We start from the raw sequence: 19,906 nt of genomic DNA on the forward strand, positions 1-19,906 counted from the left end.
GTGGTTACCGTACTGCGGGCACCGCGCCGGTGACGTCGAGCACGCCCTGTGGCTTGCCGTCGAGCGCCGAAATCAGGTCGGCGACCATCTGGACGAGTTCGACGTCGCGGATGCGGGGCGCCCCGACGGGCGCGCCGGCTCCGCCGGCTCGCGGTATCGGCACCTGCACGGTGGCGGTGGTGGCGCGGTAGCTGGCCGAGGGGTGCATCCGTTTGAGCCGCAGCTGGGCCGAATCCGGCAGGGTCAGCGGTGAGATCCGCAGCGTGGTCGCCGAGGCCGCCGAGACTTCGGTGATCCCGGTCGCGCGGCACAGCAGCCGCAGCCGGGCCACCGCGACCAGCCGGCCGGCGGGTTCGGGAAGCGGCCCGTAGCGGTCGGTGAGTTCCTCGACCACCGCCGCGATCTCGTCGTCGTCGTGGGCGGCGGCCAAGCGGCGGTACGCCTCGAGCCGCAGCCGGTCGGAGTTGATGTACTCCGGCGGCAGGTGCGCGTCGACCGGCAGGTCGATCCGGACGTCCTTGACCTCTTCGGTGGTGACGGTCTCGCCGTTGAAGGCGGCCCGATACGCTTCGACGGCCTCGCCGACCAGCCGCACGTACAGGTCGAAGCCCACCCCGGCGACGTGCCCGGACTGCTCCACCCCCAGCACGTTGCCGGCACCGCGGATCTCCAAGTCCTTCATCGCCACCGCCATGCCGGCACCCAGTTCGTTGTTCTGGGCGATGGTGGCCAGCCGGTCGTGGGCGGTCTCGGTCAGCGGGGTCTCGCGCGGGTAGAGGAAGTAGGCGTAGCCGCGTTCGCGGCTGCGTCCGACCCGGCCCCGCAGCTGATGCAGCTGCGAGAGCCCGAAGGTGTCGGCCCGCTCGACGATCAGGGTGTTGGCGTTGGAGATGTCCAGGCCGGTTTCGATGATCGTGGTGCACACCAGGATGTCGTACTCGCGGTGCCAGAAACCCTGCACCGTGGTCTCCAGCATCTCCTCGGGCATCTGACCGTGCGCGACCACAACCCGGGCCTCGGGCACCAGCGCGCGCACCCGGGCGGCGGCCGCGTCGATGGAACTGACCCGGTTGTGCACGTAGAAGACCTGACCATCGCGCAGCAGTTCCCGGCGCAGCGCAGCCGCGACCTGCTTCTCGTCGTGCGGGCCGACGTAGGTCAGCACGGGATAGCGGTCTTCGGGCGGGGTGAGGATGGTCGACATCTCCCGGATGCCGGCCAGGCTCATCTCCAGGGTGCGCGGGATGGGTGTCGCGCTCATGGTGAGCACGTCGACATGGGTGCGCAGCGCCTTGATGTGCTCCTTGTGCTCGACGCCGAACCGCTGTTCCTCATCGACGATCACCAGGCCGAGGTCCTTCCAGCGCACCCCGGTCTGCAGCAGCCGGTGCGTTCCGATCACCACATCGACCGAGCCGTCGGCCAGGCCGTCGATGGTCGCCTTGGATTCGCGGGCGTCGGTGAACCGCGACAGCCCCTTGACGGTCACCGGGAACCCGGCCATCCGGGTGCTGAACGTCTGCAGGTGCTGATCGGCCAGCAACGTGGTGGGCACCAGCACCGCGACCTGCTTGCCGTCCTGGACGGCCTTGAACGCCGCACGCACCGCGATCTCAGTCTTGCCGTAGCCGACGTCGCCGCAGATCACCCGGTCCATCGGCACCGGCTTTTCCATGTCGGCCTTGACCTCGCGGATCGCGGTGAGCTGGTCCATGGTCTCGGTGAACCCGAAGGCGTCTTCCATCTCGGCTTGCCACGGGCTGTCCGGGGCGAACGCGTGACCGGGTGCGGCCTGGCGTTTGGCGTAGAGCGCGACGAGTTCGTCGGCGATCTCACGCACCGCCTTGCGGGCCTTGGTCTTGGTCTGGGTCCAGTCGCTGCCGCCGAGTCTGCTCAGCGCGGGGGCCGTTCCGCCGACGTAGCGCGACAGCTGGTCCAGCGAGTCCATCGGCACGTAGAGCTTGTCGGTACCGTTGGCGCCCCGCTTACCCGACGCGTATTCCAGCACCAGGTACTCGCGCCGCGCCCCGCCGACGGTGCGCTCGGTCATCTCGACGAATTTGCCGATGCCGTGCTGGTCGTGCACCACCAGGTCCCCGGCGGTCAGGGCCAGCGGATCGACGGCGTTGCGGCGCTTGGCCGCCAACCGCTTGCCTTCGGGGCCGCTCACCCGGTTGCCGGTCAGGTCGGCTTCGGTCACCACCACCAGGTTGGCGCCGGGGACGATCAGTCCCTCGTGCAGCGGGCCCTGCAGCACCCCGACCGCCCCGGGCTGCGGTGCCGCACCGGCCTGAAGCAGGGTCGCCGCGATGTCGGATTCGGCCAGCTGCTCCACCATCCGGCGGGCAGTCCCGATCCCGGGGGCGACCAGCGCCGCGCGTCCCCCGGTGGCGATGTGCGCCCGCAGCATCGCGAAGATCTCATCGATGTCGCGTTGCCGGCCGCGGGCCGACGGCGCCGGACGCACGTCGAGCTCCGTCGCGTCCGGGTTGGGCAGCTGGCTCAGCGTCCACCACGGGTGTCCGCCGTCGAGTGCGGCCTGGCGGACCTGCGCGAAGTCCCGGAAGCCCGTCCCGCCGAGCTGCTCGATGTCGATCGGCGCCTCGCCGCCGATCGCGGCGACCGACCAGGAGGCTTCCAGGAACTCCCGGCCGGTCTTGATCAGATCCGCGGCACGCGCGCGCACCTTCTCCGGATCGCAGACCAGCACCGGCGTACCGGGACCCAGCTGATCGGTCAGCAGGGTCTGCGGGCCGGGCCGCAGCACGGCAGCCAGGGCCTCCATGCCGTCGACCGGGATGCCCTCGGCGAGCTTGGCCAGCATGTCGCCGACAGTGCCGCTCACGGCGTTGTCGGTGTGCGGCTGATCGCGCGCCAGCTCGGCCGCGCGGGCCCGAACGTCATCGGTGAGCAGCAGCTCCCGGCAGGGCACCGCCACCACGGTGCCCACCTCGATCTCGGGGATGGAGCGCTGATCGGCCACCGCGAACGGCCGGATCTCGGTGATCTCGTCGCCCCAGAACTCGATCCGCACGGGGTGTTCGGCGGTCGGCGGGAACAGGTCGAGGATGCCGCCGCGGACGGCGAACTCGCCCCGCTTGCCGACCAGGTCAACCCGGGTATAGGCCAGCTCCACCAGCCGCGCGATCACCGACTCGAAGGCGACCTCGTCGCCGAGCGACAACAGCACCGGCTCGATATCGCTCAATTGGCCGGTCAGCGGCTGAAGCAGCGATCGCGCGGTGGTCACCACCACCCGTAGCGGCGGACCGAGCCGCGTGTCGTCGGGCCGGGCCAGCCGGCGCAGCAGCAGCAGGCGGGCGCCGACGGTGTCCACGCCCGGCGAGAGCCGCTCGTGCGGCAGCGTCTCCCAGGACGGGAAGAGCGCCACCGCGTCGCCGTAGACGCCGCGCAGCTCGGCGGTCAGGTCGTCGGCCTCATGGCCGGTGGCGGTGACCACCAGCAGGGCGCGGTCGCGCGCCAGGGCGGCAGCCGCGAACGGCCGCGCACCGACCGGCCCGACCAGTGCGAGCTCAGCGGGCGGTTCGCCCACGGACTCCATGAGTTCGGTGAAGGTCGGCGCGCTCAACGCCAGGTCTACTATCCCCGCGATCGGGGTGTGGACACTCTGGTGCCCCGGTGCGGTCATGATGCGGGCAATTCTAGGCGGTGCGGCGCAGGCCGCCGACTTGTGTTGCGGTACATGCTCTATTCGTCGTGCAGGGTGGGATCGGGCTCCAGGTGGGTCAACCCGTTCCAGCACAGGTTGACCAGGTGCGCGGCCACCACTTCTTTCTTGGGCTCACGCACGTCGAGCCACCACTGGGCCGTCATCGACACCGAACCGACCAGCGCCTGGGCGTACAGCGGCGCGGTCTCCGGGTCCAGGCCGCGCCGGGCGAAGTCGCCGGCCAGAATCGACGACACCTGGCCGATCGCGTCGTTGAGCAGGGTGGAGTAGGTACCGGAACTGATCGACGCCGGTGAGTCCCGGATCAGGATGCGGAATCCGTCGGTGTGCTCGTCGACGTAGGTCAGCAATGCCAGCGCGACGCGCTCCACCCGCAGCCTGGACTGATTGTTGGTCGCCTTGGTCAGCGAGGTGGTGATGCCGTCCAGCAATGCCGACATCTCACGGTCGACCACCACCGCATAGAGCCCTTCTTTGCCCCCGAAGTGCTCATAGACCACGGGTTTGGACACGTTGGCGCGCTGCGCGATCTCCTCGATGGACGTGCCGTCAAACCCGCGCTCGGCGAACAGCGAGCGGGCCACGTCGATCAGTTGATGGCGACGCTCGCTACCTGTCATCCGGGCTCGCGGCGCCCGGCCGTCCTTATCCAGACCAGCCACGCGACCAGGGTAGTCCCTTGCACTAGAGTCACTGGGCGAGCACCGATCCGTCGTGGTGTAATCGGCAGCACCTCTGATTTTGGTTCAGATAGTTCAGGTTCGAGTCCTGGCGACGGAGCTTCACACACATCTGCCGCCGGCCGAGAAATGCGATGCCGACCCGGTGCGGTCACGCCGCCGCCGGTCCCCCGCCCGGCGCGGGCCCAGCTGTGACCGAGCAGGTCAGGGCGGCAAAGAACTGCGGCGCCCGGAGCCGACAACTGATAGCGTACGACTGTGCGTTTCGGCTGTTCGCGCAGCGATTTGGATTCGACGGTTCGCGATACCCGAGTGCTTTTTCGCCTCAGTTGAGCGATCGTCGCCACGGCAAAGCGGTTCATCGCACACGATGAGAGGAACCGAAGGGTGAGCACCCAGCCTCGCGGTGACAAACCCGGGTCCACACCGGTTTTCAGCATCCTCGTACCGTCGTATAATCCCGGGCGTTTCGCCGAGACTGCATTTCGCAGCGCGCTGGACCAGATGGGCCCCGACGACGAACTGCTGATCCAGGACGCTGGATCCACGGACGGCACGCAGGACGTCATAGCGGCCCTGGCGCGCGCCGATCAGCGAGTCAAGCCGGTGATCGAACCCGACCGCGGACAGTCCGACGCCCTCAACCGCGCGCTGGCCCGCGCAAAACCGTCGTGGACGATCTGGCTGAACTCCGACGACGTGCTGCTGCCTGATGCGCTCGACGGGCTGCGCAAGGCCATCGCCGAGCACCCCGACGCCGACATCTTCTACGGGGACAGCCGCATGATCCGTGAGGACGGCACCTCGGTGGACTTGTTCCCCGGGCGCCAGATGGAGCTGAAGAAACTGCTGCTCCAAGGCCCCACGGCGTTCTCCGGGTCGATCGTGATGCGCGACACCACGCTGCGCGAACTGGGCGGCTTCGCCGAGGGGCTGCACTGCTCCATGGACTACGACCTGCAGGTACGTATCGCGCAGACGGGTTTGCGCCAGGCCTACGTGCCGGTGGGGATCGGGGCGCTGCGTTTCCACGACGCAACCAAAGCCGCCAAGATGTGGCCGACGTTCGTCAAGGAGTCCTACGACGTCCGAATGCGTTACTCGCGGACCCCGGTGGAGAAGCTGTACGGGGTGGGGGGCGCCGCTTTTCACCTGGCCCAGATACCGGTGTTCAAACTGCGACTCACCCCGACCTACCGGGCTCTGCGGCGGTGGCTGTCGGCTCGGCTGCATTAGTCGGGCATCCTTCGTTCGCGGATGGACACCGGGCAGGTCAACCATCAGCCTCCGCACACGGCGCGGAGCGTGGCGTGGCGCTTTTCCTCGCGCATCGTGAGCTCGGTGGGACTGGGTTTGACGCTGCTGCTGCTCGCGCGCGTTTCGCCGGTCCGCTCATACGGCGAATTCATTGCGGCCGGGGCGGTGACCACGGTGGCCGGGATCGTGTTCGGCTTCGGCGCACCGGCGCGGGTGCTGCGGGTGGCGGCCGAACTCCCACCGATGCAGCAGCACTCCGGCCGGAAGCCACTCAGCCTGATCCGTGCGCTCTACCTCATGCACCTCGGCAGCAACCTCGCGCTCGTCACGGTGCTGCTGTCCGGCGCGGCGCTGCTGCGTCTGCCCGCCACGGTGGCTGCCGGCATCGTCTGGGGTGCCGGCGACACGCTGCAGACCTACGCCCAGAACCACTTCGCCGGCATCGGCAGCCATCGGTTCTCGAGCTGGCTGGTGGCCACCCAGCGCATCGTCCCGTGCGCCGCCGTGGTGGCCCACCTCGTGATGGGCCGGCCGGCGAATTATTCGTTGCTCGCGGTCGCGTTCGCGATCCCCCTGATAGTTGCGGCGGTCACGCCGATGACCTCGGTCGCCGGTACCCGGGGCGACCTGATCGGAGCCACCCGCGGCGCGATGGGGTGGTGGGGCCTTTCGCTGTCCAACGTGCTGTTTCAGCTGCAGGTACCGGTCGTGGCCGCCCTGGCCAGCACTGCTGTTGCCGGCCTGTACGGGGTGGCCACCAAAGTGGTCGGCCCAGTCCTGCTGCTGCCGGCCTCGATGGCGACCGTGGTCATTCCGGAACTGGCGCGCCGGCTGCACACCGGACATGCCTGGGATCTGTACCAGCAGTTCTCCCGAGTGTGCCTGTCCTACATGGGCCTCGCCCTGCTGTGCGCGTGGCCGGCCGGCATCCTCGTGACGCGCATCGCCGGACCGCCCTACGCTGCGGCACTTCCCTTGGTGGCCGGAATGGTCGCCGCCGCCGGGCTTTCCGCCTACTCGCAGTCGTTCGCGGCAATGCTGGTGGCGGCGGGCTATCCCAACAAGGCGACCGCCTGCATCGCGGGGGGAAACAGCGTGGCTTTGGTCCTGTTGGCGATCTTGGCGGCACGCGGACCGATCGCGTCGCTGGCCCTGGTGCAACTGCTGGGTGAACTGATCGTGCTGCCCGGATTGATGCTGGCGGTACGGCGTCTTCGCGCTGCTAATGTGGTGCCATGATGCGCTCGGTGGGGGCGCTGTTGCTCGCGCTCGCTGTGCTGGTCGCCGCGTGCGCCGGCCATCCCCCGCCGCCGAAGCCATCGACCGGGGAGCTGTCGCCGGGCACCGAAACGCCATCCCGCGCCCCGGCTGGAGCGTTGCAGGCCGTGGTGATCGGCGACGAGTTCGCGACCGGCATCATGGCCGGCGGCTTCGGCAGCAAGAACTGGCCCACCAGCCTGCAACGACTGGCCGGGCAGGCCGGAATCGATGTGTATTTCCGCAACTTCAGCCGTGGCGGTGCGGGCTACACCGTCACCGTCCCGAGCTCCCCCACGTTCGGCGAGCAGGTGACGCGGGGCGTCAATCGCGACACCAATCTGGTGCTGCTGGCGGGCGGGGCCAACGACGTCAACTCGCTGCCCGCCCTCCATGATGCCGCCGTCGCCACCCTCGACCACGTCAAGTCCACTGCGCCCCGGGCGGGCATGCTGATAGTCGGGCCCAGCTGGTATCGGCGCGAGCCCCCTGACGACGCGATCCTTGCCGCCCGCAACACCATGCGTGACGCCGCCGCCGAAGCCGGCGCGCCGTTCATCGACCCGATAGCCGAAGACTGGTTCGCCGGGAACGGCGAGCTCGTGTCGCCGGATCGTCTGCAACCCAGCCACGCCGGCCAGCAGGTGGTCGCCGATCGCCTTGCCCAGCCCGTGATCCTCGCGCTGCGTCAACAACATCCGGCGCCGGGGCGGTCCCGCTAGGGGGCGCCCCAATCCAGCACATCCGGCAGCCGGCGTCGGCTCGCCGGGTCAGGACCGGGCCAATGTCTTGATAGCCTCGACGGCGGGCTTGGGCGCGTAGTCGACCCCGTAGAGCCCGAAATTGAAGTCCGCGTTAGATGTATCCGGGCTCAGGTCGCGACTGGTGAACAGAAAGGGCGGCCCCAGGTAGCCCAGCGAGCTTGCCCATTGCAAGAAAGCCACCAGGATCTCGGCCTGGCGTTCACCAGGAACAGCAAACGGCGAGGTGCCGGTGGCTTGGCCATACTCGGTGATCCAGATCTTCTTCCGGCCATCGCCGCGCGCGGCCATCAGCTGACGCACCTGCGCCACGGCAGCGCCGCGACCCAGCGGATCCTCGGTGATCGAATACGGATAGGTATAGGGGTGCAGAGCAATCGCATCCAGTGCATCACCCGCCCCATTGGCGTAGAGCTGCTGGATGAAGTCCACCGAGTCGATGCCGCTGTTCGACGACGACAAACCCCCAGACATCACGATCGCCTGCGGCGCGGCGGCATGGATGTTCACGTAGGCCTCCCGCAGCAGGGCCGCGTAGCGGCCGACGTCCACGGGCGTGAAGAACTCCGGCGCGTTGGGCTCGTTCCAGATCTCCCAGGCTCCCACCGCACTCTTGTAGCGGTCAGCGATGGCGCGGGTGATCTGCCCGAACGCAACCGGGTCTGCCGGCGGGCTGCCGACCGCGTTGGGGTCGGCGCCGGGAGCCTGTGCCCATACCGGCGCCGGACCCGATATGCACATCAGAATGCTGAGGCCGGCCGCGCTGGCGGCCTGCACCGCGTTGTCGCCGGTCGACCAGTCATAGGCGCCACTCGAGGGTTCGATCTTGTGCCACTGCACGATGATTCGGATCCATCCCGCGCCGGCATCGCGGATGGAACGCGCCTCGTCTGCGTAGCCTTGCGGAGAGTCGCTCCACATGGTGGCCACGCTGGCCACCCCGAAAGGCGGCGCGGCCGCGCGCACCTGCTGGCAACGCGGCAACGTCGAGGTGAACAGCGTCAAGTTCAAGACGACCACCACGGCGACGGCGATGAGCAGCCGGCGCCTGGCGTTCATCAGCTCTGCGCCTGGCTGAATTCTCCACGTGCGGCACGGAGATCCGGTAGCAGACGGCGTTTGACGGCCACCGCCACGACGAGCCCCACGATCAGCCCGGCGAACGCGCCCGCGGCGACCAGCACCGGGTTGAGCGTCGACTGCAGTGTGGCAGCAGACGGCGCCGCACGCTGCACCACTGTCGCGCCGACCGGCGGTGGGCCACCGCCCAAGGGGCGCTCCAGCTCGTTGATCGTGGCGATCAGTTCGTCGGCCACCGCGTTAGCGAGGCTGGCCGCCGTTTCGGAATTGGTGTCATCGACGCCGATGTCCAAAATGATGGTGGCCGGCGGCACGTCGACATGCAGACGCTGCGCCAAATCGAGGGGACTGCTGTTCGTCCCGGCCCGGCGAACCGCATTGGAGAGCACCTTGAGGTCCGACGCCAGCACCTTGTAGGTCAGCACACGCTGCTGGCCGGCCAGCGTCGCCTGGTACACGTCACTGACGTCGACGGCGTTGGTGGTGACGAACAGCCGGGTGCTCGCGCGGTATTCGTTGGCCCCCGCCCAGCTCCACAGGGCGCCAACGAAAGCCCCGACAATCGTTGCCGCAGTCAGCCAGACCACATAACGCCTGCGCACAGCCCCTAATGGTACCCAACACAGAGCCGATCAGTCGGTTTTCTGTTCACAGAAAGCTTTGGCGGCGCACAATGGCATGGTCCCAACGCCACTGAATTCGTCGAAGGCAGGTGGGGGGTGCAGCTCAGCGTCTTCGGCCGAGTCCTGCTGGACAGCCGCCGCGCAGTCGTCGTCGCTCTCCTTCTCGGTGCCCTGATGGGGCTGGCGTATTCGCTGCGGCAGCAGCCCATCTACACCACAACCGCCCGCGTCATCGTTGTCGCCGATCCCGACCAGAGACCGTTCGCCGACCTTGCCGCGCTCTTTCTTTCGCAACGGCGGGCGCGTGACTTTCTGACCCTGCTGACCAGTCCGGCGCTGCTACAGCGAGCTGTCGTCGTTTACGGCCTGCCCACCACCGCCGAAGATCTTCGGAACAACCTGACGATCACGTCGCCGCGGGACACGGCGCTCATCGATATCACTGCCACAGCGCCCACCGGTGAACTGGCCACCAAGTACGTCGTCACCGTCGCACAGGAATTCGTCACCGCTGCGTCGGAATTGGAGAAGCAAGGGGCCGTTCACGTCCGAATCGTCGACCCCGCCGCCGTCCCGCCCTACCGCTCACGTCCGCGAACAGCCAAGAACATCGTCGATGCGGCACTGGCGCTGGCGTTGGTGGCGCTGGTGGCGAGCTGCTACCGCGCACGCCGCAACCCCAAACTGGGCTACCTGCCTGATCTGCGCACCATCGGCGACGTGCCGGTGGGACGCCATAAAGATGCCGAAAAAGCCTGGCAGGTAAGCATACTGGGAGAACAACGTGCTCACGATGCTTCCGGCGTCGATGGTGCCGAACGGCGATGTCACGGTCGGGGTCGGGGTGGGGGTGGGAGTCGGGACAGGTGTCCCGCCCGTATCCAACGCATTCACCAGCGGGCCCAGGAGCCCCGAACCAGAGGGTGACGAAGTCGACGTCGCGGGGGACGCGAGGCTTTGCAGCGTGGTGGAGATCATCTGCGACAACGTCTGCTGTGCGGTACCGGCAGAGGTGCCGGCGGCCTGGGCCACCGAGGCGCTTTGCAGTGCCGGCCCGCCCGGGTTGGCGGGCGAGGGCGGCGGCGCGAAGGGTGTCAACCTCGAAGCGGCGGCGGAGCTTTCGGCGTAGCCGTACATCGCCGTCGCGTCCTGGGCCCACATTTCGACGTATTCCGCTTCATTGGCGGCGATCGCCGGGGTGTTCTGCCCGAAGAAATTGGTGGCGACCAACAACATCAGCAGAGCCCGGTTCGCCGCGACCACTGGAGGCGGCACCGTCATCGCGAAGGCCGCCGCGTGCGCGGCTGCAGCCGCCTTCGCCTGAAACGCCGCCTCTTCGGCCTGCAAGGCGGTGGTGGTCATCCATTCCACATACGGTGTGGTGGCAGCCGCCATGGCCATCGATGACGGCCCCAGCCACTGCCCGTCGATCAACCCCGAGATCATCGATCGGTAAGTCGAACCTGCGGACTCCAATTCGGCTGCCAGACCATCCCAAGCCGACGCGGCGGCCAGCATCGAACCCGTCCCCGGCCCCGCATACATTCGTCCGGAGTTGACCTCTGGGGGGAGCGCCCCGTAGTCCATGGCCGGGCCTCTGCGATACCTAGCCCGACGCGGCCGCGTTGGCCGCCTCGGTGAGGGCGTACGAATTGGCGCTCATACCTAGGGTGTTCACCATCATTTCGTGGATCGCTGCAGCCTGGGCACTGATGGCCTGGTACATCTGGCCGTGTGCGGCGAACTGGGCCGCGGTCAGGGCCGACACCTCGTCGGCGGCCGCGGGCAGCACTCCGGTGGTGGGGGCCGCAGCGGCCGCATTCTCGGCCGTCATCACCGAGCCGACCTTCTGCAAGCTGCCGGCCACCTCGGCCAGCACCTCAGGGTGTGTGGTCACATACGACATGTGTGCTCTCCCCCTTACAGCAGTGCGCAAGGGTCATGCCTTGCGCGCCTTCGGATTACGCAGGACAGAGTTACGCAGGACAAAAGTCTCGATAAGCCCGTTCAATGAGCGGGCGGGAACGCAAACGGGGCCCAAACGGACCGCCTCGAGCATCTGCAGCGGCCCAGGCAAGCGGGGGACGTTTCCCCGCAACGTCGCCGGATCCGTCAATCCAGCGGACTTGCCATGGCTAATTTTTAGACCCGGCCGCGCCGGGGCGCTAGAGTACTCGGTTACCCTAAATAGGTCCGTAGCGGTACTCGGCCAAAGCGGTAACGACACTCGGGCCAGTCAGCCCGCCACTGCTGTCGCTGAGTACGACAGGCGCGATGACTTTGCCGCGACCGTGCGGGCGATGAAAGGCTGAGCGCGGCGGCGGCGTACCAGCGCGCACCGCAGGCATGCACAGTCGCGGCGAAGAAGTGGGGCTCGATGATTTCACACGACGACACCGTGGTCCTGGTCTTGGCGGCCGGATCCGGCACCCGCATGGTCTCCGACACCCCCAAAGTGCTGCATGAGCTGGGCGGGCGCAGCATGCTCGCGCATTGCCTGCGGGCCGCCGCCGGCGTGGCCCCCCGTCACCTGGTGGTGGTGTTGGGCCACGCCCACGAGCGCATCGCCGGGCCTGTCGCCGAGCTGGCGCAAGCCCTGGACTGCCGCATCGACATCGCCCTGCAGGAACAGCAGCTGGGCACCGGGCATGCGGTGCTGTGCGGCCTGTCGGCCCTGCCGGACGACTTCACCGGCACCGTGGTGGTGACCTCCGCCGACATCCCGCTGCTGGACACTGCCACCCTGCAGGCCCTGATCGATGCCCACCGCACCGCCCCGGCCGCCGTCACCGTGCTGACCACCACCCTGGCCGACCCCACCGGTTACGGCCGCATCCTGCACACCCAGGACGGCGAGGTGACCGCGATCGTCGAACAGGCCGACGCCACCGAGTCCCAGCGGGAGATCCGTGAGGTCAACGCCGGGATCTACGCCTTCGACATCGCGCCGCTGCGCTCCGCGCTGGGCCGGCTCGGCTCGGACAACGCCCAGCACGAGCTGTACCTGACCGACGTGATCGGCATCGTCCGCGGCGACGGCGAGGTGGTACACGCCCGCCACGTCGACGATGCCGCCTGCGTGGCCGGGGTCAACGACCGCGTCCAACTGTCGGAGCTGTCCGCCGAGCTCAACCGGCGCCTGGTGGCCGCCCACCAGCGGGCCGGGGTCACCATCGTCGACCCGGCCAGCACCTGGATCGACGTGGACGTGACCATCGGGCGCGACACCACGGTGGCCCCCGGAACGCAGCTGCTCGGCCGCACCCGGATCGGCGCGCACTGCGCGGTGGGGCCCGACACCACCTTGACCGATGTCACGGTGGGCGACGGGGCGTCGGTGATCCGCAGCCACGCCGCCTCCTCGTCGATCGGCGCCGGTGCCACGGTCGGGCCGTTCGCCTACCTGCGCCCCGGCACCGTGCTGGGCGCCGACGCCAAGCTGGGAGCGTTCGTCGAGACCAAGAACTCCACCATCGGGACCGGGACCAAGGTGCCGCACCTGACCTACGTGGGCGACGCCGACATCGGCGACCACTCCAACATCGGCGCATCCAGCGTCTTCGTCAACTATGACGGCCAGACCAAACGGCGCACCACGATCGGCTCGCACGTCCGCACCGGCTCGGACACCATGTTCGTGGCCCCGGTCAGCGTCGGCGACGGGGCCTACACCGGTGCCGGGACGGTGGTACGCCACGATGTTCCACCGGGCGCGCTGGCGGTGTCGGCCGGACCGCAGCGCAACATCGAGAACTGGGTGCAGCGCAAACGGCCCGGCAGCCCGGCCGCCGCGGCGGCCGACGCGGCGAACGCCGTCACCGATTCGGGCCGGACCGAACCCGACCCCGCACCGTGAGGTTGGTCGCGTTCAGGCGACCCGAGGCGAAATTGTGCGCCCGGCTACGTACCATAAGGCCCGAGTTAACTCGTCCTAATTCCCAAATCTCCTACGGCGGGGGCAGCACGTGAGCCACGACTGGACAGACAATCGCAAGAACCTGATGCTTTTCGCCGGTCGTGCGCACCCGGAACTGGCCGATCAGGTCGCCAAGGAACTGGACGTCCCGGTGACGGCCCAGACCGCCCGTGACTTTGCCAACGGCGAGATCTTCGTGCGTTTCGACGAGTCGGTGCGCGGCTGCGACGCCTTCGTGCTGCAGTCGCACCCGGCGCCGCTGAACCAGTGGCTGATGGAACAGCTGCTCATGATCGACGCGCTCAAGCGCGGCAGCGCCAAGCGGATCACCGCGATCCTGCCGTTCTACCCCTACGCCCGCCAGGACAAGAAGCACCGCGGCCGCGAGCCGATCTCGGCCCGCCTGGTGGCCGACCTGCTCAAGACCGCCGGCGCCGACCGGATCGTCACGGTGGATCTGCACACCGACCAGATCCAGGGCTTCTTCGACGGCCCGGTGGACCACATGCGGGCGCAGCCGCTGCTGATCGGCTACATCAAGGAGAACTACGGCAACTCCGATGTCGTGGTGGTCTCCCCCGACTCCGGCCGGGTGCGCATCGCCGAGAAGTGGGCCGACTCGCTGGGCGGCGTTCCGCTGGCGTTCATTCACAAGACCCGCGACCCGCTGGTGCCCAACCAGGTCAAATCCAACCGCGTCGTCGGTGAGGTGGCCGGCAAGACCTGTGTGCTGATCGACGACATGATCGACACCGGCGGCACCATTGCCGCGGCCGTCAACCTGCTGCGCGAGGACGGCGCGCGCAACGTGATCATCGCCGCCACGCACGGGGTGCTGAGCGACCCGGCCGCCGAGCGGCTGGCGGCCTGCGGCGCCAGCGAGGTGATCGTCACCAACACGCTGCCGATCCCCGAGGACAAGCGGTTCCCGCAGCTGACCGTGCTGTCGATCGCCCCGCTGCTGGCCAGCACCATCCGGGCGGTGTTCGAAAACGGCTCGGTCACCGGTCTTTTCGACGGAGACGCCTGACATGACCGACGCGGTGATCTATCACAACCCGCGTTGCTCGACCTCCCGCAAAACGCTGGAACTGCTGCGCGAGCACGGTATCGACCCGACGGTGGTGGAGTACCTGAAGACCCCGCCGTCGCGTGAGCAGCTGGCGGAGCTGATCAGCGCCGCCGGGGTGGGTGTACGCGGCGCGGTGCGCACCGGCGAGGCGGTCTACGCCGAGCTGGGCCTGGCCGAAGCGTCCGACGACGATCTGCTCGACGCGATGGCCGCCAACCCCATCCTGATCCAGCGGCCGTTCGTCGTCACCGGCAAAGGCACCCGGCTGGCCCGTCCGATGGACGCGGTCCGCGAGATCCTGTGAGCTCGCTTCGGTTGGCGGCCGCGACGCTGGCGACGTGCGCGGTCCTGGCCGGGACGGCCTCCGGCTGCGGCAGCAAAACCCCTGATTACCACTCGATTTGGGGAAACGGCACCGCGACCACCACGTCCTCGGAACCGGAACCCCCGGTGACCGTGGGGCGGTACCTCGAAGACCAGGGGGTGGCCGCCGAGGCGGTGGCCCCCAACGCCCCCACCGACCTGACCGTGTCGATCCCGACGCCACCGGGCTGGACCAGGAAGGAAAGCCCGATGCTGCCGTCGACCACCTTGGTCCTCGGCAAGGGCGAGAAGTTCCCGCGGGCGATCTTGACTGTGGTCAAGCTCGACGGCAACTTCGACTCGAAGGAGGCCATCCGGCACGGGGTGGTCGACGCCCAGCTCTCACCGAATTTCCGGCTGCTGGACGCCTCCAACGAGGACTACCAGGGTTTCCCGTCCTCGATGGTGCAGGGCACCTACGACATGGACGGTCAGCGCCTGCACAGCTGGTTTCGGATGGTGATCGCCACCGGTTCGGCCCCGGCCGACCAGCGCTACCTGGTGCAGCTGGCGGTCACCGCACCCGCCGACGAGGCACCCAAACACGCCACCGACGTCGAAGCGATCATGAACGGGTTCACCGTGGCCGCCAAGTGAGCGGCATCGACGTTCAGGTCTTGTTACAGTGCGACGCACCTGTTGAAGGGAGCCCACCATGTCTCTCATTCGCCGGTCAGCGCTGAGCCTTACCGGGCTGGCGGCCGTCACCGCCGGCCTGCTGGGGCCCACGGCGACGGCTGACCCCCAACCCGGCTGCACCGCCGCCGATATGGCCAACGTCGTCACCGGTGTCACCGCCTCGACGTCGGGCTACCTCTACGCGCATCCGGACGTCAACGCGTTCTACACCGAGCTGCGCGACCGGCCCGACGACGAGGTGCCCGAGGCGATCCGCAGCTTCTTCGCCGACCATCCGCAGGCCCACGCCGACCTGCGGGGGCTGCGCCAGCCCCTGACCGATTTCCGGGCTCGTTGCGGACTGCCCCAGGCCGAGCACCCGCTGCTGGACCAATGATGACTCGCCGGATCGGGGTCCTCGCAGCGCTGGCGCTGATGAGCCTGCCGGGGGCCGTCGTGGTGTTCACGCCGGCCGGCACCACCACCGCGCAGGGCTGCGTGAGCGTGGGCCGCCGGGTGTATGTCAGCGGTTGCGCCGACCCCGTGCCGCCACCGGCCTACTATGCGCCGCTGCCCGAAGACGTGCCGCCGCCCCCGCCGCCACCGCCACCCACCGTCTGCACGGGTTACAACGGTCGCTGGGTGCACACGGCGAACTGCCACTGAGCGCGCACCTGATCACTAGAGTGTGGCCATGACCTCTTGGACCGCCGGCGAGCTGCCGTCGTTCGCCGGCCGGTCCGTGATCGTCACGGGCGCCAACAGCGGATTGGGCGCGGTGACCGCGCGCGAGCTGGCGCGAGTGGGCGCCGCCGTCACCCTGGCCGTCCGCGACACCGCCAAAGGGCAGGCCGCGGCGGCGGGAATGCCGGGCGACGTGACGGTTCGCGCCCTGGATCTGGCCGACCTGTCCTCGGTGCGCCGTTTCGCCGACGACACGGCGCAGGTCGACGTGCTGATCAACAACGCGGGCATCATGGCGGTGCCTTACGCGGCCACCGTCGACGGCTTCGAAAGCCAGATCGGCACCAACCACCTGGGCCACTTCGCGCTGACCAACCTGCTGCTGCCCAAACTCACCGACCGGGTTGTCACGGTGTCCTCGTTCGCGCACCAGATCGGCCAGGTGAACCTCGACGACCTGAACTGGAAGTCGCGGAAGTATTCGCCGTGGCGGGCCTACGGCCAGTCCAAGCTGGCCAACCTGCTGTTCACCAGCGAACTCCAGCGCCGGCTCGTGGCAGCCGGATCCCCGCTGCGGGCGGTGGCCGCTCACCCCGGCTACTCGAGCACCAATCTGCAGGGCCACACCGGCAATCGGGTCGCCGACCTGCTGACCCGCACGCTCGGCAACTGGACCCTGGCGACCAGCGCGGACTTCGGAGCGCGGCAGACCCTCTACGCGGCGTCGCAGGACCTGTCCGGCAACACCTTCATCGGCCCGCGGTTCGGCCTGCTGGGCCGCAGCGGTCCGGTCGGCCGCAGCCGACCGGCCAAGAGCGGGTCCACCGCCGCCGGGCTGTGGACGCTGTCCGAGCAGCTCACCGGGGTTCAATTTCAGATCTGAGCTGCTGATGCGTTAGCCTGACCGGGCGTCACGGCGAGGGCGGCCCCGTTGGGCTGCCGTTATCGGCGAGGACCTCCTAGGTGGTTGTCGCGATCTGGCCGTGCCTGATGCCCACCCGTACCACCCAAGGAGTTCCCATGGCCAAGAGCCCGACCACCAACCAGCTGACTGCCTCCGTGCGGACCGAGATCGGCAAGGGCGCGTCGCGCCGGGCCCGCCGGGCCGGCCGGATTCCCGCCGTCCTCTACGGTCACGGCACCACCCCCCAGCACCTGGAGCTTCCGGCGCACGACTTCGCCGCCGTGCTGCGCCACTCGGGCACCAACGCGGTACTCACCCTCGACATCGAGGGCACCGAGCAGCTGGCGCTGACCAAGGCGCTCGAGATCCACCCGATCCGTCGCACCATCCAGCACGCCGACCTGCTGGTGGTTCGCCGCGGTGAGAAGGTCGTCGTCGAGGTCAACGTGGTCCTCGAGGGCGACGCCGCCCCCGGCACCCTGGTCACCCAGGACGCCACCGCGGTGGAGATCGAGGCCGAAGCGCTGTCGATTCCCGAGCAGCTGACCGTCTCCGTCCAGGACGTGCAGGCCGGTACCCAGATCACCGCCGGCGACCTGGAGCTGCCCCAGGGCGTGAGCCTGGTCTCCGGCCCCGAACTGCTGGTGATCAACGTGATCGAGGCCCCGAGCGCCGAGGCCGAAGAGGGCGAGGAAGCCGGCGGCGAAGGCGGCGACGCCGCCGCGTCCGAGTAGGCCGAGCGCGGCGTGGCCGAGTCACCCCCGATACTGGTGGTCGGCCTGGGCAATCCGGGCCCGAACTACGCCCGCACTCGGCACAACGTCGGCTTCATGGTTGTCGACCTGCTCGCCGAGCGGGCCGGGTCGGCATTCAAGCTGCACAAGCGCTCCGGCGCCGACGTGGCCACCGGGCGCCTGTGCGGGCGCCCGGTGGTACTGGCCCGGCCACGCTGTTACATGAACGAGTCGGGGCGCCAGGTGGGCCCCGTGGCCAAGTTCTACTCGGTGCCCACGAGCAGCGTCGTGGTGATCCATGACGATCTGGACCTGGACTTCGGCCGGATCCGGCTCAAGCAGGGCGGCGGCGAGGGCGGCCACAACGGGCTGCGTTCGATAGCCACCGTCCTGGGCAGCAAGGACTTTCAGCGGGTTCGGTTCGGAATCGGCCGTCCCCCGGGACGCCAGGATCCGGCCGCGTTCGTGTTGCAGCCGTTCACCGCCCGCGAGCGCGAGGTGCTGCCGACGATCTGCGAGCAGGCCGCCGACGCCACCGAACTGCTGATCGAGCACGGGCTGGAGCCCGCCCAGAACATCGTGCACGCCTGGGGTTAGTGGCACGAGCGACGTGGCCGAGGTTCTAGGTGACCAGGGCGATGGAGTTGGCTCGGCGCAGCTTGCCCGACGGGGTCTTGGGGATGCTGCCCGGCCCGAGCACCACCACGTTGCGGGGCCGCATGTCGACTTCGGTGACCACCTCGTGGGCAACCTGGTGCTCGATGCGGCGCACCTCGGCCGGATCCTGCCAGGCGTTGGATTCGACGGCGACCGCGAACGTCTCCCGGGAGTGCCCGGCATCGAGGCGCACCGCGACCGCGCAACCCGGCCGGACACCCTCGACCCGGCCGGCGGCCCGCTCGATGTCGGTCGGGTAGATGTTGCGGCCCGCCATGATGATGACGTCCTTGACCCGGCCGCACACCACCACGTGGCCGTTCTCCATCTGGTAGCCCAGGTCGCCGGTGTCATACCAGCCGTGCTCGTCCTGCGCCGGCAGGAAGCCCGCCATGGTCAGGTAGCCCGGGGTCACCGGCTCGCCGCGCAACTGGATGACGCCCACTCCGCGCTCCGGCAACGCGTTGCCGTGCTCGTCGACGATCCGGATCTCGATGCCTTCCAGCAGCGGCCCCAGCGAGGCCAGCCGGCGGGTGTTGCCCTTGGTGGCCGGAACCGCGCGGCGCAGGGCGGCCAGCAGGTCGGCGTCGACCTCGTCGACGACCAGACCCGCACCGCACTTGGAGAACGACACCGCCAGCACCGTCTCGGCCATGCCGTAGGCCGGCAGGATGGCTTCGGGCTTGAGGCCGAAGGGCCGGCCCGCGTCGATCAGGTCCTCGACATCGGCCGGCTCCACCGGCTCGGCACCCGAGAGCGCGAACCGCAGCGTGGACAGGTCGAACTGGCCGGGGGTGGCCTGCTTGCGCAGCCGCTTGGCGAACAGCGCGTAGGCGAAGTTCGGGGCCGCCGTCATGGTGCCCTTGTACTTGTCGATCAGCTTCGCCCACAGCAGGGTGTCGCGCAGGAAGTCCATCGGGGTGATCTTGACCAGCTCGGCACCGAAGTACATCGGCACGGTCAGGAAGCCGATCATGCCCATGTCGTGGAAGCACGGCAGCCAGCTGATCATGACGTCCTTTTCGACGTCGTACTCAGCGCTGACGAACATCGCCTCGGCGTTGGAGTAGATGTTGCGGTGGGTGATCTGCACGGCCTTCGGCGACCCGGTCGATCCCGACGTCAGCTGCATCAGCGCCAGATCGTCCTCGCCGGCCTCTTCCGGGTCGATCGGCTCGGCGGCCAGCAGATCGGCGACCGTGACCACCTTCAGGCCCTTGGCGGTCAACACCGGCTCCGCCGCCATGAAGGGCTCGGAGATGATGACGGCCTTGGCGTCGATCATGTCGACGACGGTCATGGTGTCCTCGGCCCAGACCGCCAGGTCGGTGCGCGGGGTGGGCTGGTGCAGCATGGTCAGGCTGGCGGCGCGCATCCAGACGCCCTGGGCCGTGGGGGCGATTTCGACCGGGGCACCGGCGAGCACCCCTACGGCGTCCCCGGGGCCGACTCCGGCCGCGGCCAGTCCGCCGGCAATGCGGCGGGCCCGCTCATGAACCTCGGCCCAGGTGTGCCGGACCGGTGCGTGCGGCTCGCCGGTGACCATCCCTTTGGTGGATTCCCGGGCACTACGGAACATGTTGTCGGTAAACCTGCTCACGACGGCCTC

General features: G+C 68.8%; 21 protein-coding genes, 1 tRNA gene and 1 pseudogene. 15 read left to right on the forward strand and 8 right to left on the reverse strand.

The genetic code is table 11. The annotated features are described in order from the left end of the window. Positions 1–4 precede the first annotated feature (4 nt). Together mfd and AWC02_RS12160 are read right to left on the reverse strand one after the other, a co-directional pair. Entirely contained in the window at positions 5–3,649 is a 3,645-nt protein-coding gene (gene mfd, locus AWC02_RS12155; RefSeq protein ID WP_085129015.1) for a transcription-repair coupling factor, read from the reverse strand. Between the two features lie 59 nt (positions 3,650–3,708). Further along, positions 3,709–4,311, reverse strand: coding sequence for a TetR/AcrR family transcriptional regulator (locus AWC02_RS12160; protein ID WP_085129016.1), 603 nt, complete (start codon positions 4,309–4,311; stop codon positions 3,709–3,711). Between the two features lie 88 nt (positions 4,312–4,399). Here AWC02_RS12160 and AWC02_RS12165 point away from each other — a divergent pair. The 4 genes from AWC02_RS12165 (at position 4,400) to AWC02_RS12180 (ending at position 7,607) form a co-directional block, all read left to right on the forward strand. Beyond that, positions 4,400–4,471, forward strand: a tRNA-Gln gene (locus AWC02_RS12165). Positions 4,472–4,758: 287 nt separating this feature from the next. After that, positions 4,759–5,607, forward strand: a complete 849-nt coding sequence (locus AWC02_RS12170) for a glycosyltransferase (protein ID WP_085129017.1) — start codon at positions 4,759–4,761, stop codon at positions 5,605–5,607. A gap of 69 nt (positions 5,608–5,676) precedes the next feature. Next, the gene (locus AWC02_RS12175; RefSeq protein WP_133055636.1) at positions 5,677–6,867 is read left to right on the forward strand and encodes a lipopolysaccharide biosynthesis protein; all 1,191 of its coding nucleotides are present in this window, start codon (positions 5,677–5,679) and stop codon (positions 6,865–6,867) included. Next, complete coding sequence (locus tag AWC02_RS12180) at positions 6,864–7,607, forward strand: SGNH/GDSL hydrolase family protein (protein WP_085129019.1); 744 nt, start codon at positions 6,864–6,866, stop codon at positions 7,605–7,607. The genes AWC02_RS12175 and AWC02_RS12180 overlap by 4 nt, the downstream gene beginning before the upstream one ends. 48 nt (positions 7,608–7,655) lie before the next feature. Here AWC02_RS12180 and AWC02_RS12185 read toward each other — a convergent pair whose 3' ends face one another. Then, a complete protein-coding gene (locus tag AWC02_RS12185) occupies positions 7,656–8,567 on the reverse strand; it encodes a beta-galactosidase (RefSeq protein ID WP_237160453.1) in 912 nt (303 codons plus the stop codon). Here AWC02_RS12185 and AWC02_RS21960 point away from each other — a divergent pair. Further along, on the forward strand, positions 8,566–8,724 hold the full coding sequence (locus AWC02_RS21960; protein WP_165757901.1) for a hypothetical protein: 159 nt from the start codon (positions 8,566–8,568) through the stop codon (positions 8,722–8,724). The two genes, AWC02_RS12185 and AWC02_RS21960, sit on opposite strands and share 2 nt — an antisense overlap. On the opposite strand, the gene AWC02_RS12190 is transcribed toward AWC02_RS21960, so the two are convergent. Beyond that, positions 8,705–9,328: a YveK family protein gene (locus tag AWC02_RS12190; protein ID WP_085129021.1), complete on the reverse strand. Its 624-nt coding sequence runs from the start codon at positions 9,326–9,328 to the stop codon at positions 8,705–8,707. The two genes, AWC02_RS21960 and AWC02_RS12190, sit on opposite strands and share 20 nt — an antisense overlap. 30 nt (positions 9,329–9,358) lie before the next feature. Next, positions 9,359–9,643 (reverse strand): hypothetical protein, encoded by a 285-nt coding sequence (locus AWC02_RS21965; protein WP_165757897.1) that lies wholly within the window; start codon positions 9,641–9,643, stop codon positions 9,359–9,361. On the opposite strand from AWC02_RS21965, the gene AWC02_RS23030 reads away from it, so the two are divergent. Then, positions 9,524–10,276 carry a YveK family protein gene (locus AWC02_RS23030; protein ID WP_419179250.1) on the forward strand — a complete coding sequence of 251 codons (753 nt, stop codon included), beginning with the start codon at positions 9,524–9,526 and terminating at the stop codon, positions 10,274–10,276. The two genes, AWC02_RS21965 and AWC02_RS23030, sit on opposite strands and share 120 nt — an antisense overlap. Here AWC02_RS23030 and AWC02_RS12200 read toward each other — a convergent pair. Together AWC02_RS12200 and AWC02_RS12205 are read right to left on the reverse strand one after the other, a co-directional pair. Beyond that, positions 10,265–10,936: pseudogene (locus tag AWC02_RS12200) on the reverse strand (PPE family protein); the annotation flags it as partial. The gene AWC02_RS23030 and the pseudogene AWC02_RS12200 overlap by 12 nt on opposite strands. Positions 10,937–10,955: 19 nt before the next feature. Continuing rightward, positions 10,956–11,255: a PE family protein gene (locus AWC02_RS12205; RefSeq protein WP_085129023.1), complete on the reverse strand. Its 300-nt coding sequence runs from the start codon at positions 11,253–11,255 to the stop codon at positions 10,956–10,958. A 471-nt stretch (positions 11,256–11,726) separates the two neighbouring features. On the opposite strand from AWC02_RS12205, the gene glmU reads away from it, so the two are divergent. From glmU to pth, 9 genes are all read left to right on the forward strand, one after another. Beyond that, complete coding sequence (gene glmU / locus AWC02_RS12210; RefSeq protein WP_085129024.1) at positions 11,727–13,205, forward strand: bifunctional UDP-N-acetylglucosamine diphosphorylase/glucosamine-1-phosphate N-acetyltransferase GlmU; 1,479 nt, start codon at positions 11,727–11,729, stop codon at positions 13,203–13,205. 109 nt (positions 13,206–13,314) lie between these two features. Then, positions 13,315–14,295: a ribose-phosphate diphosphokinase gene (locus AWC02_RS12215; RefSeq protein WP_046316747.1), complete on the forward strand. Its 981-nt coding sequence runs from the start codon at positions 13,315–13,317 to the stop codon at positions 14,293–14,295. A gap of 1 nt (position 14,296) precedes the next feature. Next, a complete protein-coding gene (arsC, locus tag AWC02_RS12220) occupies positions 14,297–14,641 on the forward strand; it encodes an arsenate reductase (glutaredoxin) (RefSeq protein WP_085129025.1) in 345 nt (114 codons plus the stop codon). Beyond that, positions 14,638–15,297: an LpqN/LpqT family lipoprotein gene (locus AWC02_RS12225; protein WP_085129026.1), complete on the forward strand. Its 660-nt coding sequence runs from the start codon at positions 14,638–14,640 to the stop codon at positions 15,295–15,297. The genes arsC and AWC02_RS12225 overlap by 4 nt, the downstream gene beginning before the upstream one ends. A 58-nt stretch (positions 15,298–15,355) precedes the next feature. Beyond that, complete coding sequence (locus tag AWC02_RS12230) at positions 15,356–15,715, forward strand: heme-binding protein (RefSeq protein WP_085129027.1); 360 nt, start codon at positions 15,356–15,358, stop codon at positions 15,713–15,715. Next, on the forward strand, positions 15,715–15,984 hold the full coding sequence (locus AWC02_RS12235) for a hypothetical protein (protein WP_085129028.1): 270 nt from the start codon (positions 15,715–15,717) through the stop codon (positions 15,982–15,984). Before AWC02_RS12230 ends, AWC02_RS12235 begins: the two co-directional genes overlap by 1 nt. Positions 15,985–16,012: 28 nt before the next feature. Further along, positions 16,013–16,885 (forward strand): oxidoreductase, encoded by an 873-nt coding sequence (locus AWC02_RS12240; RefSeq protein WP_085129029.1) that lies wholly within the window; start codon positions 16,013–16,015, stop codon positions 16,883–16,885. A 137-nt stretch (positions 16,886–17,022) separates the two neighbouring features. Continuing rightward, positions 17,023–17,640, forward strand: a complete 618-nt coding sequence (locus AWC02_RS12245) for a 50S ribosomal protein L25/general stress protein Ctc (RefSeq protein ID WP_085129124.1) — start codon at positions 17,023–17,025, stop codon at positions 17,638–17,640. A 12-nt stretch (positions 17,641–17,652) separates the two neighbouring features. Beyond that, on the forward strand, positions 17,653–18,237 hold the full coding sequence (gene pth, locus AWC02_RS12250; protein WP_085129030.1) for an aminoacyl-tRNA hydrolase: 585 nt from the start codon (positions 17,653–17,655) through the stop codon (positions 18,235–18,237). 25 nt (positions 18,238–18,262) lie between these two features. Here pth and AWC02_RS12255 read toward each other — a convergent pair whose 3' ends face one another. Beyond that, positions 18,263–19,897, reverse strand: a complete 1,635-nt coding sequence (locus AWC02_RS12255) for a fatty acyl-AMP ligase (protein ID WP_085129031.1) — start codon at positions 19,895–19,897, stop codon at positions 18,263–18,265. Between the last annotated feature and the right edge of the window lie 9 nt (positions 19,898–19,906).

The organism is Mycolicibacter engbaekii (assembly GCF_002101585.1).
Lineage (GTDB): Bacteria > Actinomycetota > Actinomycetes > Mycobacteriales > Mycobacteriaceae > Mycobacterium > Mycobacterium engbaekii.

Bases quoted from the DNA above. Each gene is read 5' to 3' on its own strand.
- mfd (WP_085129015.1), bottom strand. From the start codon at position 3,649: ATGACCGCACCGGGGCACCAGAGTGTCCACACCCCGATCGCGGGGATA.
- AWC02_RS12160 (WP_085129016.1), bottom strand. From the start codon at position 4,311: ATGACAGGTAGCGAGCGTCGCCATCAACTGATCGACGTGGCCCGCTCG.
- AWC02_RS12180 (WP_085129019.1), top strand. From the start codon at position 6,864: ATGATGCGCTCGGTGGGGGCGCTGTTGCTCGCGCTCGCTGTGCTGGTC.
- AWC02_RS21960 (WP_165757901.1), top strand. From the start codon at position 8,566: ATGGTGGCCACGCTGGCCACCCCGAAAGGCGGCGCGGCCGCGCGCACC.
- AWC02_RS12185 (WP_237160453.1), bottom strand. From the start codon at position 8,567: ATGTGGAGCGACTCTCCGCAAGGCTACGCAGACGAGGCGCGTTCCATC.
- AWC02_RS23030 (WP_419179250.1), top strand. From the start codon at position 9,524: ATGGGGCTGGCGTATTCGCTGCGGCAGCAGCCCATCTACACCACAACC.
- AWC02_RS12205 (WP_085129023.1), bottom strand. From the start codon at position 11,255: ATGTCGTATGTGACCACACACCCTGAGGTGCTGGCCGAGGTGGCCGGC.
- glmU (WP_085129024.1), top strand. From the start codon at position 11,727: ATGATTTCACACGACGACACCGTGGTCCTGGTCTTGGCGGCCGGATCC.
- arsC (WP_085129025.1), top strand. From the start codon at position 14,297: ATGACCGACGCGGTGATCTATCACAACCCGCGTTGCTCGACCTCCCGC.
- AWC02_RS12230 (WP_085129027.1), top strand. From the start codon at position 15,356: ATGTCTCTCATTCGCCGGTCAGCGCTGAGCCTTACCGGGCTGGCGGCC.
- AWC02_RS12235 (WP_085129028.1), top strand. From the start codon at position 15,715: ATGACTCGCCGGATCGGGGTCCTCGCAGCGCTGGCGCTGATGAGCCTG.
- AWC02_RS12240 (WP_085129029.1), top strand. From the start codon at position 16,013: ATGACCTCTTGGACCGCCGGCGAGCTGCCGTCGTTCGCCGGCCGGTCC.
- AWC02_RS12245 (WP_085129124.1), top strand. From the start codon at position 17,023: ATGGCCAAGAGCCCGACCACCAACCAGCTGACTGCCTCCGTGCGGACC.